The 17,670-nt window shown below is 54.7% G+C and carries 13 protein-coding genes and 3 pseudogenes; 9 read left to right on the plus strand and 7 right to left on the minus strand.

Annotated features, from left to right (window positions below):
• Positions 1–390: 390 nt before the first annotated feature.
• Both P3T22_RS32475 and P3T22_RS32480 read right to left on the minus strand, forming a co-directional pair.
• Complete coding sequence (locus P3T22_RS32475; protein WP_063499170.1) at positions 391–828, minus strand: tautomerase family protein; 438 nt, start codon at positions 826–828, stop codon at positions 391–393.
• A gap of 136 nt (positions 829–964) precedes the next feature.
• Positions 965–1,087 (minus strand): annotated as a pseudogene (locus P3T22_RS32480) (3-keto-5-aminohexanoate cleavage protein); the annotation flags it as partial.
• 163 nt (positions 1,088–1,250) lie between these two features.
• On the opposite strand from P3T22_RS32480, the gene P3T22_RS32485 reads away from it, so the two are divergent.
• The 7 genes from P3T22_RS32485 (at position 1,251) to P3T22_RS32515 (ending at position 9,893) form a co-directional block, all read left to right on the plus strand.
• Positions 1,251–2,183 carry a LuxR C-terminal-related transcriptional regulator gene (locus tag P3T22_RS32485; RefSeq protein WP_429327177.1) on the plus strand — a complete coding sequence of 311 codons (933 nt, stop codon included), beginning with the start codon at positions 1,251–1,253 and terminating at the stop codon, positions 2,181–2,183.
• A gap of 374 nt (positions 2,184–2,557) precedes the next feature.
• On the plus strand, positions 2,558–2,872 hold the full coding sequence (locus P3T22_RS32490) for a DUF3331 domain-containing protein (RefSeq protein WP_082855501.1): 315 nt from the start codon (positions 2,558–2,560) through the stop codon (positions 2,870–2,872).
• 554 nt (positions 2,873–3,426) lie between these two features.
• On the plus strand, positions 3,427–4,326 hold the full coding sequence (locus tag P3T22_RS32495) for a helix-turn-helix domain-containing protein (RefSeq protein ID WP_429327178.1): 900 nt from the start codon (positions 3,427–3,429) through the stop codon (positions 4,324–4,326).
• A gap of 1,331 nt (positions 4,327–5,657) precedes the next feature.
• Positions 5,658–6,701, plus strand: coding sequence for a sugar ABC transporter substrate-binding protein (locus P3T22_RS32500; RefSeq protein WP_429327179.1), 1,044 nt, complete (start codon positions 5,658–5,660; stop codon positions 6,699–6,701).
• A 45-nt stretch (positions 6,702–6,746) separates the two neighbouring features.
• Positions 6,747–8,234 (plus strand): sugar ABC transporter ATP-binding protein, encoded by a 1,488-nt coding sequence (locus tag P3T22_RS32505; protein WP_429327180.1) that lies wholly within the window; start codon positions 6,747–6,749, stop codon positions 8,232–8,234.
• Between the two features lie 13 nt (positions 8,235–8,247).
• Complete coding sequence (locus tag P3T22_RS32510; RefSeq protein ID WP_429327181.1) at positions 8,248–9,252, plus strand: ABC transporter permease; 1,005 nt, start codon at positions 8,248–8,250, stop codon at positions 9,250–9,252.
• Positions 9,253–9,356: 104 nt separating this feature from the next.
• The gene (locus P3T22_RS32515) at positions 9,357–9,893 is read left to right on the plus strand and encodes a nuclear transport factor 2 family protein (protein ID WP_429327182.1); all 537 of its coding nucleotides are present in this window, start codon (positions 9,357–9,359) and stop codon (positions 9,891–9,893) included.
• A 301-nt stretch (positions 9,894–10,194) separates the two neighbouring features.
• Here P3T22_RS32515 and P3T22_RS32520 read toward each other — a convergent pair whose 3' ends face one another.
• The 4 genes and pseudogenes from P3T22_RS32520 to P3T22_RS32535 form a co-directional block, all read right to left on the minus strand.
• On the minus strand, positions 10,195–11,973 hold the full coding sequence (locus P3T22_RS32520) for a CocE/NonD family hydrolase (RefSeq protein WP_429327183.1): 1,779 nt from the start codon (positions 11,971–11,973) through the stop codon (positions 10,195–10,197).
• Positions 11,974–12,032: 59 nt separating this feature from the next.
• Positions 12,033–13,466: an MFS transporter gene (locus tag P3T22_RS32525; RefSeq protein WP_429327184.1), complete on the minus strand. Its 1,434-nt coding sequence runs from the start codon at positions 13,464–13,466 to the stop codon at positions 12,033–12,035.
• A 103-nt stretch (positions 13,467–13,569) separates the two neighbouring features.
• Positions 13,570–13,983, minus strand: a pseudogene (locus tag P3T22_RS32530) (FAD-dependent monooxygenase); the annotation flags it as partial.
• A 17-nt stretch (positions 13,984–14,000) separates the two neighbouring features.
• Positions 14,001–14,177, minus strand: a pseudogene (locus tag P3T22_RS32535) (VOC family protein); the annotation flags it as partial.
• A 574-nt stretch (positions 14,178–14,751) separates the two neighbouring features.
• Between P3T22_RS32535 and P3T22_RS32540 the strand changes: the two are divergent.
• Positions 14,752–15,726 carry a zinc-dependent alcohol dehydrogenase family protein gene (locus P3T22_RS32540; RefSeq protein ID WP_429327185.1) on the plus strand — a complete coding sequence of 325 codons (975 nt, stop codon included), beginning with the start codon at positions 14,752–14,754 and terminating at the stop codon, positions 15,724–15,726.
• 289 nt (positions 15,727–16,015) lie between these two features.
• On the opposite strand, the gene P3T22_RS32545 is transcribed toward P3T22_RS32540, so the two are convergent.
• Entirely contained in the window at positions 16,016–16,477 is a 462-nt protein-coding gene (locus P3T22_RS32545) for a MarR family winged helix-turn-helix transcriptional regulator (RefSeq protein WP_429327186.1), read from the minus strand.
• 104 nt (positions 16,478–16,581) lie between these two features.
• Between P3T22_RS32545 and P3T22_RS32550 the strand changes: the two genes are divergently transcribed.
• Positions 16,582–17,217, plus strand: coding sequence for a TetR/AcrR family transcriptional regulator (locus P3T22_RS32550; RefSeq protein WP_429327187.1), 636 nt, complete (start codon positions 16,582–16,584; stop codon positions 17,215–17,217).
• Positions 17,218–17,670: the final 453 nt, after the last annotated feature.

Raw genomic sequence — 17,670 nt, forward strand, 5'->3', positions numbered from 1 at the left:
TCGTCGTCATGCAGGCCTCCCGTCAAAGGTCAGCCAGCATGACATGCGACGTTTCAGCTTTGCCCAGGTACGACATTACAGCTTTGCTCTTACACATGTCAGGTTGATAATTTATATTATGTCAAATCGCCGACGCTTCCGGCAGGAGGCAGTATTCTCGCCTGGCCGCCTCGCTGCGTCAGCGCAGTGAGTGTACGGAAACACTACCCGAGGACATGAAAACCGGTGAATAACGACCTCAGCTAGCCATTACGCTGACCTACCGCCGAGCGACGAGGCAAAAATCAACTTGCGTTCGGTGCGTGTCATTGTCTTTGATCGTGACATCTTATAACTTGAAGTGCTCATGATCCTTCTGGGTGTCTCCCGTTTGCGCTGGCCAGAATGGCGTTACCCGATACTCAGCAGATAGTCGCGATCCTCATCGCTCATGGCATTGAGCCATTCTCCTTCGCCCCCGGGTTCGGGAAGCACCTTTCCGTACTCAACCATCTGCGCTGGAGGAAGTTCAGAAATATATGCCCAAACGAACCGCGACTCTACGTTTGCCCCCTCCTGTACAACTCGCACAATATCGTTGAACAACTGCTGTTTCTGATCGGCCGTACGACCTGCACGGATGTAACCGTGCACGAATATCTGATCTGATCTGAGCGGCTTCCCACCGATGAAATGATTACCGGCGGGGACGTCGTCGAATATCACCTGAGCAAAGAATCCCTGTGCTCCGGTCGCGGTGCTGTGTGATTGCGTGATTCCAAAGGCGATCTGCTGCTTGGCCGCTGCGTCGAGACGCCCTGCTGCTGCGGAAACCAGATAGGTAGGCATTTCAAGCTCCTTTCGTCGTTTAACATTTGGATGCGTATCCATCTAAATGTACAGAGAAAATCCCACTAACGGCTGCCAGTGCGAATTTGACGTGTAAGTTCGCTATGCTCTTCTCGCCGCTGTCGGGCTCGTGTCTTCAGCGGACTGCAAACTCAGGACGCACATCGCCTGCGCGCGGAAGCCCCATGATCTCCCGTGCTTCGGCGGGCGTGGCCGGCTCATGGCCCATTTCACGCACCAGGCGCACGATCCGCTCGGACTGGTGCCGCATCTCCGGCTGACGGGTCGACCCGAGTGCGCCGGGATCGCCTTCGGTATGGGTAATGGAAGACCTTTCGGACAAAAAGCGTGCCGAGGACCAGATCCGGCGTGCAAACCAACGTCTCGAACTTAGCGTCGCACGACGAACGTTGAACCTCCGCATGAGCAACGAAGCGCTGCGAGCCGACATTGACCGCCGCCGGGCCGCGCAAACTCTATCTGCGGAAAGCCGCGAGAAATATCACGCACTCTTTCGGCATTTGCCGCCGGGGCTGCTTGTATGCGATGCAAGCGGCGACATCACCGAGGCCAACCGTACGTTTCAGCAATATCTCGGCGCCAACACCCGAGCCGCGCTCGAACAGGGACTCTCGGATCCGACGCGTGTTATCAAGGCAGACGGACACCGTACCTCGATCTCCGACCTGCTGCGGGGTCATTTACCCGGAACCAGCAGGCGCGTCGCCCGCTTCGATATCGGCCTCATCGCTCGCAACGGCGAGCGGCGCGACCTTGCGGTCGTAGTCGCTCCGATGTCGGGTCGTGGCTTCGGTGTCACCTTCGCCTTTTCCGATGTGACTGAGCAACGCCGCGCCCGCGAGCGGGAACACGCACAACAAGCCGCTCTTACGCATGCATCGCGACTTTCACTCAAGGGCCAGATGACATCTGCCTCGGCCAACGAGTTAGGACAGCCTCTTAGCGCGTGCCAGTGCTACCTCAGCGGCTTGCGCCATCGGATTGCCGGCGAATTGCCTGACCAGCCTGAACTCGCCGCCGCACTGGACAAGGCTATAGCGCTCATGGATCAGGCAGGCCAGATTATCCGCAATCGTATCGCACGGATCGCGCGGGAGCGGTATGCCACGCGTCTGCGGACTCACTCGCTCAAGGAGCAGTTGGCCCGTCTCTCCGGTCGCGAGCGCGAGGTTCTGGACGGCTTGCTGGACGGACGGACCAGCAAGGAAATCGCGCGTGTATTGAACATCAGCCCAAAGACGGTGGATGTCCATCGCACGAATGTGATACGGAAGATGATGGTTAGCAGCGGCGCCGAACTCGTTCGTTCGCTTCGGGCATTGCGCCGCGAATGACGCAATGATCGCTCGCACGCTGCCAGGAAGACAGGGTTAATACACCTGAGTTGCTCCGGTCGAACCTGACCCGCTCTGCGGGACGCTCGCGACACCCACCCGCTGTCCATTTGATCTGATCTATCGCACTTTATGACAAGTTCGCAGATTCGAGCAAAACTCCGCAGTTTCGGTCAATACAGATAAAGATGCCTAGGCATAAGATTTCACCATGCCCCGCTTCAGTCTGTCCGACGCAGAGGTCCATAGGCGTGCCTTCGCCAGCCGCGCATTCCGAGTGACATGTATGGGAGGTCAAATTGCAATGCGATCCGTGGACTCAAACACTCGACCTCCTTCACCGTCTGAACAAGCCAACGGGCGATTTCGCGACAATGGATTTCGATCGTGCCATTCGAGGCAAACCGCATGAGGGTGGTATCCGCCCCGGGCAGTTCAAGGTGTACGTAACAGGTCGACCAAGTACCAGCACAGTGACGATCAGTTGGTGCGCCGCAGGTTGCGTCTACTATGGCGACCAGAGATGGCATCACGCGATTGCGAACCGCTCTGGCGTGTGCGCAATGAGCGGAGAGACTATCCGCAAAGGGGACCCTGTCTATAAGCCGTCATGCAAGCGGGCAACACCGATCAATATGGACGCCATGATCCTGGCAGTCCACATTGATCGCCTGGCGATCGATCTATAGGCAGAAGTGTCCAGAGTGGAAATCGCCAAACCCCACTTTCTCGAGCCCATCGACACAAACCGCGTTGGAAATTTATCTGAAATCTCGCCTGCTACAGCGCTCGACCCGACAACTCAACCTGACACCCGAGGGCGCGCCGTTCTACGAACGTTGTTCAATCAACTCCGCACTGGAACCGTTCGCGCGTCGACACGCGATTGCGTGGGACACGAGACTGCCCACCGCGTCAAACATTCAGCCCGCTTCTACCTGGCTCGACCGAGGTTCGGCGATACTTTCGTGCCCCGGTCCTGGTCCGGACCAGGAAATCACGCGGACGCGCGTTTGTCCAAAATGAATGAAGCGAATGCAGGAGAAACGCTTGATGAGCGGACGCGAGATTATTGTCATCGGCTCTTACGCCCACATCATGGCTGCAAGGATCGTGACAGCTCGTGGTTAGCAACGCTCAGCAGCGTGCTTGCGATTACACCGATCACCTGTATATAACGAGTAGAAAGGCTCGTTTCGAATGCACTCCGGGCGTCTTACCTTCATACTTGACGAGGTCTAACATGTTGCCAACACGCGCGTGCGAATCGGATGCAGAGACGACCGTCCCTGTGCTGCATCGCCGCGCCCTAAGTTGTCCTTCGATGGAGGTATCACGCTTTTCTTACGATGGTGGTGCATTCGGCTTAACACCAATCATGCCTCGCGACGACGCCTATTTCATGAGTGTGAAATTGAGGCCGATGTCGTCCGGCCGCATGTGGCTTGGCGATCGCGTTGTCACGAATCTGCAGATGCCGCTTCGCGTACATGCAGTGTGTTTTGCGCATCTGAGCGATGAACCACACTCCGAGCTGTTTGAACCATTTGACCTCGTTCGATTCCGCCTTCCACGCTTCGCCCTGAAGCAGTTCATCGACGATGTGGGCGCCCCGCAGATCGAAGCGTTGCGATGCCCCACGCCGGGGACGGTGGATCCGATCGTCGGGCATCTTGCAGCCTGCCTTCTTCCGGCGCTCGAACAACCGGAAGGGGCATGCCCGCTGTTTATCGACGCAATCACGCGTGCCCTTAGCGCGCATCTGCTCCAGACTTACGGCAACGTCAAATTTAGTCCCCCTCCGACTCGCCGGGGGGGACTCGCGCTGTGGCAAGAGAAGCGGGTCAGGGAGTTGATCGATACGCATCTTGATGGATCTCTGACGGTACCGATGTTAGCCAACGAATGTGGCATGTCGGTGGGACACTTCGGCCACGCGTTCAAACAGCAGACTGGACAGTCTCCGTATCAGTTTCTGATCGCTCAGCGCCTGCTCCGCGCGAAGGCATTGATGCTTACAACTCAACTTTCCCTCGCGGAGATTGCGCTAGCCTCTGGTTTTGCCGCTCAGGCGCACTTCAATAGGCGTTTCCTCGCGGCTAACGGCTTATCCCCCGGGGCGTGGCGCCGCGCAGCCCGATAGCAACGCCAGCGCTTTCCTGCGCCGTTGTAGGCACGCATGCCGGGACATCCTTTTCCCTATGCCGAATGTCGTCAGCTGCTGCATATCCGCGGCTTTTTGCCGATGACAGCCACGCGGCCGTCGCAGTCAGCCGAATTGCCCTCCGGGTTGTTCTTATTTGCGTACCAATGGAATCTGCAGGTTCTTTTGCCGCACTCGGCCTGATTTCGGGCGCGATGCTAGCCCATGCGCCGACCAGAACCTGCTTGATCTGTTCTACGTTCATTGGGAAGCCCCTTCATTTGGATTGCTGGTAAGTGAATATGGCATTTTTAATGTATCAGCAAGGATATCGAATTCCATTGCCACGTTGGCAGCCCCACTACGTGAAGCGCTCGGAATTGCGACCGACACAAGCAATACGCCACGTTGGCGGAAAACGCAGCATGCACCGATGAATCAGTCCCATCCCACGCAGGATTCAACGGTATCTCGAAGATTGGAAGCTAACGCAAAATGTTCCCTGTCAGAATCTATATTGTTCCTCCCGGCGACAATTTCATCGACCAGATAGGGGAGCATTGCATTGCGGTTGCGAATCCCGGGCGATCAAGCAAGTGTGTCTGGAAATGAGCAGATCATGCTGGTTCTTCCCGTTGCTTTCGAGCGAGTAATCACCGATCGACACGACCGCTACGCTGCGGTGATGTCATGAATTATGGATGACCAAATAATAATTTGAATGCGAAACCGAATCGATTCCACGCGAGCGGTGCTCCCGGCCTCCAGCGTTTCTGGTTTGCAACCCTCAAGCATCTCGTCGGCCATGAGCCGGCGAGATCACCTTATTGGGCGAGCATGCCTCCGTCGATCGGAAGCGTATGGCCCGTGACCATCGCCGCCGCAAGTCGTCCGCAGCCCTCCCCCACCAACGAGTCGAACCAATTACCTTCTCACATCTACAGGTTCGTGGCTTCGCTCCCCCTGGGAGCGCTTTCCTCTTATGGATATTGTATAGGCGAGAGACATAGCTAGCGGGTGAGCAACACGCGCATGAACTGGACCATTTTTCGAGAAGACGAACGGTTGCGGGATCGACCTGGGGTAAACAACGATCGAAGCAGACAAAGATGTCCGAAACGGTGCTTCTCTGGATCGACATCCAGCACTACACGCTTGAGACAGACGGAATATTTTCCCGCTGACGGTTAGGAATTCGAACCTACCAACACCTTGCAAGGCTCGAATACACGGACGTCGGGGGCATTTCCCCGTGGCAAAAAAATATTGACAGATACACTTTCTCGCACTACTGTTGATCGCGTGATAAATACAAATAAAGGAGGCAATCAATGGATATGTTAAAAATTAGATCATTGCTAATTTCGCTGGTCATGCTATTGGATGTAGGCCCATCGGGCGCGTTCGCGCAGTCTTTTGACGCTATTCCGACCGTGCTTGCTTTTGAGAAGGGGGCAAAGCCACTCGCCACGAAGTACAAAGTGGCCTATGTGGTCCAATGCGTTAACAACCCGTATTGTGAGGCGGGTGTGAGAGGCATGACAGATGCGGCGAGGAAATTCGGGTTTGAACTCAAAGTTTTCGACTCGAACTTCAACGCCGGTGAACAGCTGAAAAAAGTTCAAAACGCCGTCACTGACGGCTTTGACGGGTACGTTTTTACTCCGCTTGCAGCCGCCTCTGGGTGCAGCATGTATAAAAACATCCTCAAACCCACTGGCAAACCCGTAGTAACAGTCGGTACGATGATGTGCGGTGACAAAGACTACACGCCTGGAACGGCGGCCGCGGCGATTATGGCAACGCAGGACTACTATGACAAGTTCGTAGATAAGGCCTTTTCGGAGTGCCCAAATAAATGCGTTGCAGCGGCCGTTGGAGGATATGTCGGATCCGACTTATTTACTATTTGGGAGACGGCTCTCTCCGCCGCAGCAAAGAAGCATCCGAATGTGAAGCTCGTCGTTGACCAGCCGGGCAATTTCAACCCTCAGATGGCGCTGAGGGTCGTTCAGGATGCCTTAAGTTCTCACCCAGATATTAATCTGGTCATATCGTCTTGGGACGATATGTCGCGAGGCGTTGTTCAAGCTGTAATTAATGCCAATAGAGTGCCGGGCAAGGATGTCAAAATCATCTCCGCAGGTGCTACAAAAGACGGCGTTGATAGAGTAAAACGAGGTGAGATCAATATGACCAGTATCTACCTTCCTTATGAAGAAGCTTACTATGCAGGCGTAGCGATGGCTATGGCGCTGTCACGAAATCCTCCCAACGGCTTTATAGACGAGGCAAAATTGCCGCAAGTCTTAGGTGGTCCGAAGACGGTGTACTTGACCAAGGAAAATGCCGACAAATTCGATCCAAAGTATTGAAATCGGCATTCAATTCCCAAAGAAAATCTCATCGGGGGAGGAAAGATGACGCTCGAGACAACTGAACGGGTAATCATTGCCCGAAATGTCAGTAAAACCTTTCCTGGCATTCAAGCTCTGGCAGGGGTGGACTTTGAACTCCGAGCGGGCGAGGTGCATGGATTGGTCGGCGGCAATGGAGCCGGAAAATCAACACTCATCAAAGTGATATCCGGCCTTATCAGGCCAGACACCGGAACGGTGCAAACCAAGGTCGGTACTGATAGGAAAGGAGGCCTGGCGACCATTCACCAGGAGCTGACCATCGTACCGGAGATGTCGGCAGTTTCGAACGTCTTCCTGGCTTCGCCTTTGTCGCGACTCGGGTTCTTGAATCGGCGGGCAATGGACGGTCAATACGCGGAGGTTTCTCGCCGTCTGGGTGCCAGGATTCCGCCCGATATCCGAAGCGGCAGCCTTTCAGTCGCCGATCAACAGTTGATCGAAATTATGCGCGCTTTGATCGCTGAGAGAAGCGCGATCATTATGGATGAACCAACAGCGTCGCTTGGCGAAGCGGAGCGCCAAAATCTGTTTCGGGTCGTTAAGGAATTAAGCCAAAACGGCACGGCTATAGTTTACATTGCCCACAATCTCGACGAAGTTCTGCAACTATGCGGTCGCATCTCCGTCATGCGAAACGGGAGACTCGTGGAGTCGCGGTCCAGTAACAGCTGGACGAAGAACGAGCTTATCCACGCGATGCTGGGACATCAGCCACAGCGCACACCGAGAAATTTCGACAAAAGCGCAACCGGAATGCCACCGGTCTTGAAGGTACGTGGCTTGAGAGTAACGCGTAATGCGCCCCGGGTTTCGTTCGATCTTCAAGCAGGAGAAGTCCTCGGAATAGCCGGATTGGTAGGTTCCGGGAGATCTGAAGTACTGGAAGCAATAGCAGGAGTGCGTCCCGCAAGCGACGGTCAAATCCACGTCAGGGGTCGAGAAAAGCCAATGCCCAAATCCGTAAGAACGGCATTAGCGGAGGGCATTGTACTGACACCCGAAGACCGCAAGCGATCGGGTCTTGTTCTGTCGCTGTCGGGCCATGAGAACATACTTGTTACCAACGCGCGTCGCGTACAGCGGCTTGGTTTTGTTTTGCGAGCCACAGCCACGGCAATGTCAACCGCGACCTGTCATTCGGTCGGCATGTCGCCGGAGCGTTCGAATGCCGCCGCGATCACCTTGTCTGGCGGAAATCAGCAGAAGCTTGTGATTGGTAAATGGCTGCCAACACGCCCCACCGTTTTGTTGCTGGATGAGCCTACACGCGGCATCGACGTAGGCGCAAAGGCCGAAATTTTTCGTACGATCCGCGCCTTATGTGAAAAAGGCATGGGCGCAATCGTGGTCTCTACCGAATTCGAAGAGCTGGTTGACAACTGCGATCGGGTTGCCGTCATGGCCGCAGGAAAAATCCGAGGCATTCTATCCGGGGCCGAAATCAGCGAAAGTCGCATTCTCGGCCTAATTTTTGAAAATGAATCGTGACAGGAACTGCCAGATGACTTCGTCGAAACTACCGAAAAATGTCACTAGAGAAGGAGTTGATGAGTTGCACTTCAATCTGGGCGAACGCTTTAAACCTTATAATTATCAGAAGGTAGGAATTCTTTTAGCAAGCGTGCTCCTGGTCACGATAGTTACGATAGGAAATGCAGACTTCCTGTCGGCGGGAAACATCGCCAACATGCTTTCGCAATGGGCGCCAGCCGGCATCGTAGCGGTAGGTATGACGTTTGTCGTCATCGCCGGTGGCTTCGATCTGTCGGTCGCATCTACGTTTTCGTTTGCCGCGGTGGTGGCTGCCTTTGCGGGACAAGCATTGCCGCCCTCGGTCGCAATGAGTTGTGCCATCCTGGTGGGTGGTGTCATAGGTTTGGCTAATGCTCTCCTGATTTTAGGTATAGGTATCAATCCCTTCATTGCGACCGTCGGCTCCGCCTTCGTGGTGAACGGTTTATCTTTCGTACTTACAAAGAACGCCGCATTCATTGTCCAGGCCAGCGACTTTAGCATACTCGGTTCGGGTCGCTTCCACGGTATTCCCTATTCCGGCATGCTTCTTCTGGGTCTGATCTTTGTAGCGACCTTAATTCTGAAACGGACGGTCTATGGTCATATGCTATACGCGGTTGGCGGAAACTCCGAAGCCTCCAGATTATCCGGCATTCCGATTAAGTGGATTAGTAGCGTTACGTACGTAGGACTTGGTCTTTGCTGCGGTCTGGCAGGTTTTCTATCCGCCTCGCAACTTAGCTCCGCCCAGTCGAGCGTCGATCAAAATTTCCTTTTTGATGTCATGACAATAGTAATTGTCGGCGGCACATCACTAGGGGGAGGTGCGGGTTCAATATTTCAGACGACAATTGGGCTTATGATTGTGGCGACAATAACCAATGGTTTCGTGCTTCTGGATATAAGCCCATTTTACCAAGATATTCTTAAAGGAATCATCATACTTTCCGCCTTGACTTTTGATAGCATCTTCAAGCGTTTCCGGAATTAGTTACGATTCCAGAATAACGCAGTTTTTTACACACAATTTTTCCATATTCCGCTGGGCCAGCCAAATAGTAGCCGGGCGCCGATTTTAATTAACAGGAGAGAGAAGTGGCAGAACTAACTTTAGAGCAACGACTGCAAGCAATTGAGGACCAGCTTGAGATTTACAGATTAATCGCATCCCATCCGCCCAGCGCTGACACTGGGGCGGATTTTTATACACAACAAGTTTATACACCGGATGGCGTTTTTGATTTGGGAGACGAATTGGGCCGGGCGCGTGGAAACCTGGCAATTGCGGCGATAACCAGGACGCCTGGGCACCAGCAAGCTATCGCTGGCGGTCTCATTCACTTCACGGGCTTGCCTATTATCGAATTGGAAGGTGACACAGCGAACGTTACCTCGTATCTCCAAATAATTACACCGGATTCACATGGAGAACCTCGTGAACTGCCAAACCATGGCATTACAAACGGGTTTCGGATACACGGCGTATGGGCAAACCGGTGGTCTCTGGTGCGAACCTCAGAAGGGTGGAAGATAAATAATCGAAGCTTGCGTCTGCTGGACGGCTCCAGTGCCGGACGAGAAATACTGGAGAAAGCGCTTGAACGGTATCGATCCGACGATGCCCCTGATTAAAATTCTTTAACAGAATTCGACCCGATATTGTTTGTCGTTACGCGGGCTTTTTCCGTAAATCTGTGATCGCTCGATAACTTATAGGGTGATCAGAGTACCCGATATGTATCGGGCAATTTTTTTCGGTCGGGAAATGCGGTCAGCTTCAGAAAATGCCATCGCGCGAAGCGATGGCTTCAGCGTCCCGGTCGATCCGGGTGTCGCCTCTACGCGGCGCTTCGTCGGAGTGTGACGGAGACGCCGGTACGACGAAAGGCCACCCGGATCGTGAAGGTTTAGTAATGGCGGTTCGGGACGTCGGTCAATAGTCCTTTGGAGGCACGATCGGAAGAAGAATATAGTTTTCTCGGCCTTCTCCAAAGTGAAGGGTTGTTCTGCCACCGAAGAGTTCAACGGGACGATCACGCGGATCATCGTGCAAAAATGGCCCGCATCCGGTGAACTCGTTCTTCATGTTCGACAGCCGCCCTCCACTGCCACCTGGGTAGACATAGTCCCGTCCCCTGACGCTCAAGGCAATGCGGGCTCCCTTCGGGACCACGATTGAGGTGGGCCAGACTTCGATATCAAGCTCGTACACATCGCCGGGCGTGAGGGGCTGAATCTCGTCATGCGAGTGATAAGGTCTATAAGGGAGAGTCTTTTCCTTATCCAGCTTTCGGTGGGAAGCGCGCAGCCATCCTTGCGCTACGGGAGTATGCGGATCAAGTGCGCCGATAAAGGTGATTTCGCTAAAGTCGGCAGAAAAGACTCGAAGGACCAGGAAAAGGTCCGCATCCTTTGTGGTCGAAGATACGTGCAGTTTCGCTGCAATCGGTCCGGTGAGTTCCGTAGGTTCGTCGAGTGGCGGAGTAACGAAGGTGATCCCGTCCCCTAGGGCATCGAAGGAAACGGACGCGGTTTCTTCGGTGCGTTCAGATTCAAGCGAATGGGTAACCGGGTCAATGTGAAAACGTGTCCATTGAGTACGGGGGATGGGCCAATCCTCTTCAAAACGTTCCTCGAATCGCTCACCGGGATGCCGGACCTGTAGCCTCACCTTCGGTTCCCGATCCCAACCGTTATCCTCTCCTTTCAGAAAATGATCAAAGAAGCGTCTTTGGATGTCAATACCGTAGTCCGTGTAGTAGTGCGTCCAATGCTCGATTCCGTGAACTTCGAGCCATTTGTTCTTTGACCCAGAATTGACAAATCCTTCGAAATTTCCCCGTGGGTGAAGCCCTTGTCCACCCCAATTGGCTGCTGATAGCACTGGCACATCTATATCGCTCAATCGCGCCGTACGGCTCTTGTAAAAGTCGTCGACGAGCGGGTGGCGTAGCACCTCACTCCATAGGTCCAGACGATTAGCGCCAAGCTCTTCCTCAGTGAGCGTCTCCGGGCCTGAAACCCACTCACCGGTGAAACGGCTTCGATGCCCTCTCGTTCCTTTGCCATTTTGCACCGATTTGATCTGCATATCGTACCAATTCTGGCCAAAGGTGCAGTAGATGCCTCCGTGAAAGAACATCTCGCGATAGGAGTCGTTGAAACCTTCCCAGACACAAATGGCCGCAAGATGGGTTGGACGCTTCGCAGCGACCTGCCATTGATTCGCTCCATAGTAGGAAATGCCACTCAAACCCACCTTTCCACTAGACCACGGTTGGACACCGGCCCAGTCGATGCAGGCAGCGTAGTCCTGAGTCTCCTGCGGCGACCACACTTCGAGGTAACCCGGCGATCTACCGGCACCGCGGCAGTCGACGCGTATGCAGACGTAACCATGGGGAACCCATTTTTCGGGATCCGCTACTTCCCAGCTCTGATACGCGTTCGTCGATCCAGCAACGACATCGGGGTGCTCGCCGACCATCTTTTCCCATGCAGTGGTGTACCCATCGGCGAAGTGCAGCATCTTCGCGTATGGTCCAAGTGACATCAGGACGGGAAAACGGCCTTCTTTCTCAGGGCGGAAGATATCCGCCCGCAGTACCACACCATCGGCCATCCGGATAGGGACATCCCATTCAATGATCATACCGAGACGAACCTCTTTCTTTCCGGATAATTCAATTGACTCTTCGTTTCTCACGTTCATTTAAAATTTCCTCCTCGGGAGTGTTTGGGTTTTTTAACGGGACGGTACGAATGCGCAGTTCAGTGTGCGATTCCTTCATCAAGTGAATTCGTTCCGGCGGTTGTGTTCTTCTCGCGGTCAATTGCAGTGGCCCTGCGCTCCGACGCGTCCGCTGGAGCGAGAAAGGCAAAGAGCAACCCGATGACTAGTCCGCAGACGCTCAGGAACAGGAAGGCGGGCAATACTGCATCTATGGTCGCAGCTGGCGAGACCAGGTTCCCTGAACCGGCTGCGACCGCAATACACAGTGGACCCAGAATCTTCCCCACGCCATTGGCGGCTTGGCCCATGCCTATTGCGCGCGCGGCTAAGCGGGTTGGAAAGATCTCTGCGGTATATGGCACGATCACACACCAACCACCGTCAAAGAATAGTGCGCCGAGCGCGACCATAATCACAAATACTGGAAAACCGAACACAAACCGGGTCGCGTATATAGCAGCGCATCCCAGCGTAATAAGCATGCCAAATCCAAAAATCGAACAAATCGCACGGCGCGTCAACCATATCGGTAAAACACTGAACAACAGGCGCCCGATAATCCCGAAAGCTGGCACAAGGATAAAATATCGAGCAGCAGATGAGACGGGAATGTGGAGAAGCAACGAAACAATTGTCGGCCCCCAGAGATAGACCGCGTACGTGACAGTGCTAAGGGCTGCCCAGGTGACTATGACAAGCACAATACGTTTAGGAAAAGCCAACGTGTCGCTCACTTTCGCGGTGGATGCCTTCGAAATCGCATATTGCTTCTCTGTCGCGAAGACCGGTAACTTGCTCGAACTCGTTCCCAGGAAATAAAGTAGTACTTTGCGCGCCTCCTCGATGCGCCCACGGCTCACGAGCCACACAGCCGATTCGGGAACAAGGTACCACGCAGACAGAGTGACCAATAGCGGCGCAAATCCGAGGGCCGCCACACCGCGCCATCCAAGAGAGTGCAACAGGGTCGCGGCAGAGATTGAGGCAACCAGCGGGCCGATCGAAGCCGCCACGAAGGGAAATCCGGTAAGCCGAGTGCTGAACCTGGATGGGGTATGCTCAACCAGCAGCACCGCTTCACTAGTCGCAATTCCCCCAATGGCGAAGCCTACGAAAAAGCGCAACGCGGCCAGTATCATCCAGGCTCCATCGGGAACAAGGGCGACTGCACCGGCTGCGATTCCGCAAACTGAGGTACTAACAAGCAGGACAGGCCGTCTGCCGAATGCGTCGGCTAAAGTGCCACTGATAATCGAACCCAGTATTGCGCCAACCCCAGCGCTCAGCAGCACGAGAGCGGACTTGCCATAGGTTAAATGCCATTCGGGGCCCAACACGGCAAGAAGGAATCCGACGAGGTACAGGTCAAAGTAGTCCAGTACGAAGCCGAGACAGAACACCGAGAACGCAGAAAAGTACCTCGAGTTGGGCTTGGAATTCGCATAATGGCTCAACAGATCGGGTTGGTTCATTTATTGTCTCCGATACCTTGGCGTCACGCGAAGGCGTTTATTATCGAACGATAATTTCAAATTCGACAAAGGGGAAGTCAAACGACATAGATAGGAATATCACCTACCCCGCAAATAATTGTATTGGTACGGCCGTTTCTCGCATGACAGCCTCAGGTGTCCTGTAACGTTCAGCCATTTTGCGTTCAGTGTCGCTTCTGAGTTGCGCCTGCATATACGCTCCGAGGTGCCGCGCATGCTGAACAATGGCCTTGCCGATTGGTGTGCGAACGTCGCTGTACGCGACAAGCGCACGGCGAACGTCAGTTTCCCTGCTCAAGGCCGCGACTAACGCCATGGCGTCGCCGCCGGCTTTCGTGACGCCCATGCCGCGGTGTGGGCGGGTGACAAATGCGGCATCACCCAGTAGCGCGATGCGTCCGAACGCCATTTGCTGTACTTCCAGGTCATAGATTGGCTGAAAGAGCGATTGTTTCGCTTTCCGGACAACTTCTGCGAACTGCGATGCGAGCAATGACATAGATGATTCTTCCATATCAGGTGCACGATGCCGTAATCCGCCTCATCGCCACCTTTGTAGAGCCAAAGACCCGGGAAGTCGAACCGGAGACAGTACCCCGCCATGAAACCGAGCACGCGTTCATAGAAGCGCCCCGATCGCTCAAGACCGAGTGTGCGGATTGAATAGTGGGCAAGTTTGGCTATCGGCACGGTGCGTTCCTTGCATTTGTCGAACCATTAATGAACAGTCGATAAATTGTAAATTGACGGATCACGCACGGGAAGCCTCTTCATGGAGGTGTTTACCCTGACGAAAGGGTCTGTAAATTGCCGCAGACATCTGGAGTGCGCTTGTACGCCAGATAAGCTCGACTATTTGGACAGGGCGAACAGAGTCTTTGCGATCGTTCCATTTATCCGTCTTACCTAGTCCTTTAGGATGTACGCATTGATTGCACGGGACAGAGAACGAAGAGACGTTCAAACTATGACCGTTCTGCTTCACGGTGTTTCAGCTTACGCATCTGCAGCCTTCGGCGACGTCTTTCTGTTTTAGGCAGATGATGGGTCGGTCGTGTCACAACCGACATCAAACGCCGCTCTCATGGATGGTGTTTATACGCCTGAAATGGGGGAATCATCGTCATCGACCTGGGCGATCGCAGCGGTGAAGGCGCCCTGCTTCAGTCAAACCGCGCCCCTAAGTAATGTGCCGTCAGAGGTTAGAAGATATTCCTCCACCCTGACGGTTTTTCGGTTCATGAAGTTATCAGTGGAGACTGTGATGCGCGCAATTCAACTTTCGAAGTACGGTGACGTCGCCAACGGCATGGGGGTCGTCGAACTCCCCGAACCGGCCGCGCCTGGCAACGGTGAGGTGCTTATTGCGGTGGAATATGTGCCTGTCAACCAGAATGACCTCCTGGTGCTGGCAGGACAGTTCCCCGTGCATCCCGAGTTGCCTAGCGTTGTGGGTAACGAAGGAGTCGGTACCGTGCTCCAGGTGGGCCCCGGCGTTGAGAACGTCAAGGTCGGTGACCGCGTCGTACCGCCCCTTTATAGCCTGACGTGGCGAGAAAAGATGATCGTCCCGGCTGACGGTCTGTTCGCCCTTCCTCCCGAAGCAGACGTCCAACAACTTGCGATGCTGCGCATCAATCCCGCCTCCGCAGCGTTGCTTTTGAGCGAATACGCCGAGCTTCAACCGGGTGACTGGGTAGCGCAGAACGCCGCGAATTCCGCTGTTGGCCGCTCGGTCATCGCAATCGCCAAGTCGCGCGGACTGCGTACGGTCAATCTTGTTCGCCGGGCCGAGCTGGTGGGCGAACTCAAGGCATATGGCGCGGACGTAGTCGTTCTTGACGATGAGAACGCCTCAGAGGCTGTTCGGCAGGCGGCCGGTAACGCAACGATAAAGCTTGCATTGTGCGGAATCAGTGGCGCGGCGACCGCCCGTCTCGGCAGGCTGCTCGCGCCGAAAGGTAAGCTGGTCAGCTATGCGGTCATGAGCGGCGACATCAACGTTACCTTCAACGTGCTCGACTTCATCTTCGGGGATATATCCCTGCACGGCTTCTATGAGGATCGTCGCGAGTACGAGCCCAAGATGCCAGAGATCCTCTCGGAGTCGGCCAGACTTATTGCTGAAGGAAAGTTGCACGTTCCGGTCGCGGCCGTCTATCCGATGGCGCAATTCAAGGAAGCAATCGCGCACGTTCAACGTGGTGGCAAAGTTCTTCTAAAGATCAAGGAAGACTGACTCTTGAATCTCTTCTGAAAAAATCGCGGCACGGGTTCCGGTTGCCATGCCCCCACAACCGCACAGAACCCGGCGCACCCGACTCGGGCACCGGGTTCCTGCCATAAGTACTCGACGGCCAAAGGCCGCTCATGCCGTGGGTGAAGGATGCGAGAGCCCGGAAGCGAGGTGTCGGCCAAGCGACTCATTTGCGCCCACGTCCCCCAGCCCTTCTGGCTACGACACCCCAGAGCGCATCGCCAAAGGTCAGTAACGAGGTGAGTTGCGCTCTACGTGGTAAGTCAAGACCTCACGTTGCTTCAATCGCTATTCCTGCCTCACCAGCAAAACGCAGCAAGATATCCTCAACGCCTGCATTTGCAATTTTCCCGTATCGCCCTTCTATTTCCAATCCCGCAGCACGAATGCCGGATGCCGCGAGCCGCACTCTGTCTTCTCCACTGGGAGTCATTTCAAGAAGAATCCGACGTTGGTTGGAGGGGGCTGCAGTCGACTGGAGCAGCCCGGCAGTCGACAATGGCTTCAAAGCTCTTAGCAAAGCTGAACGCTCGATGACAAGTGCATCGCCGAGGTCACGCAGCGTGATGGGGCCGCTCTTCAAAACAGCGGTCAAGATGCAATATTGGCCAACGGTCAGCGAAGCCCATATCAAATGGCGATTATAAAGTCGTGATATGGCGCGCGCTGCCCGGTTGAACAGGAGGCGGTACCCATCGGGTGTCAATTCGTGATTCATGTAGGTGAGTTCCATGCGCCCAACACCTTGCTTCATTGTCATCAAATGGCAAGTGTTTGTCGGTCATTGAACCCTCGCCCCCAAAACAGGGGGATCGGCGCAGGAATTCAGCGGATTCAATGACTTTTGTTCCGTTGAGGATTACAATGCAGCTCCTGGAGCATCGAGCCAAGACAATGGGACATTCTCAAGCTGACAAGATCGCCACGCATCAGCGTATTGTCGACGTCGCCGCCAAACGTTTCCGCGAGCACGGAATCGAGGGCATCAGCATAGCTGACCTGATGAAGGAAGCTGGCTTGACCGTTGGTGGTTTTTATAAGCATTTTTCCTCCAGGGAAGAGCTGGTCGCTGAGGCTTTCGAGCATGCGCTGCATGACATCGGCCCATGGGAAGCATCGATTGCGACAGCCCCGCGCCAGGCGATGCGGACCTATATTTCAGAAACACACCGCGATACTGTCGCAACCGGCTGCCCGATTTCGGCGCTGGCCAACGACATGAGCCGCAGCACCGGCGAGAGCCGCGATATCTACACAACCCGCGTCAGGCGCATTCTTGAGCAGATATCGAAGGCACTCCCTGCGGAAGACAATGCGAGCAAGCGTTCGGAAGCCGCGCTTATACTCAGTGCATGTGTCGGCTCAATTACGCTCTCCCGTGCTGTCTCCGACCCAAAACTCTCAAAGCAGATATTGGATGGTACTTTGACCAAGGTCCTCGAGCTGCTTTCGACGAAGCGCAGTCGGAAATAGAAGGGATTCCTTGACAGGGTTTTCGGCCGCCCGCCGTCGAAGACACCAATGCTAGAAAACGGCCGAAGTTCAACCTCGCGAGCGAATCGCGAACCAGCTGAACTCAGCCGCTCTTCTCGAGTCAGCCTAAGTCAATGACCGCATAGACTGCCTGGCCGGGTGTTCATTTGACGAACTGTTTCGTCTGGACATCGTCGCCGGAAACGAATGAAGCGCGTCGCCGTGCGGCAACGGTTGGACCCGCTGAGAAGTTTTCCACCTCTGCATGGTTCAACGCCTTGATTGCGCGTGCACCGCGCGCTCTGCGACAGAGCCGCTCGGTGGCTGACCTTTCATTTCGGCAATGGCAAGCTCCGACGCTCATGCGATAAGTTCTAGCAGGCCAGGCAGCCTGCCAATCGCATCGGGCTATAGTCCGACCTGGCTCGTCAGAAGAACCACACCATTCTTCCC

The sequence above is a fragment of the Paraburkholderia sp. GAS348 genome, assembly GCF_050434205.1.
GTDB lineage: Bacteria > Pseudomonadota > Gammaproteobacteria > Burkholderiales > Burkholderiaceae > Paraburkholderia.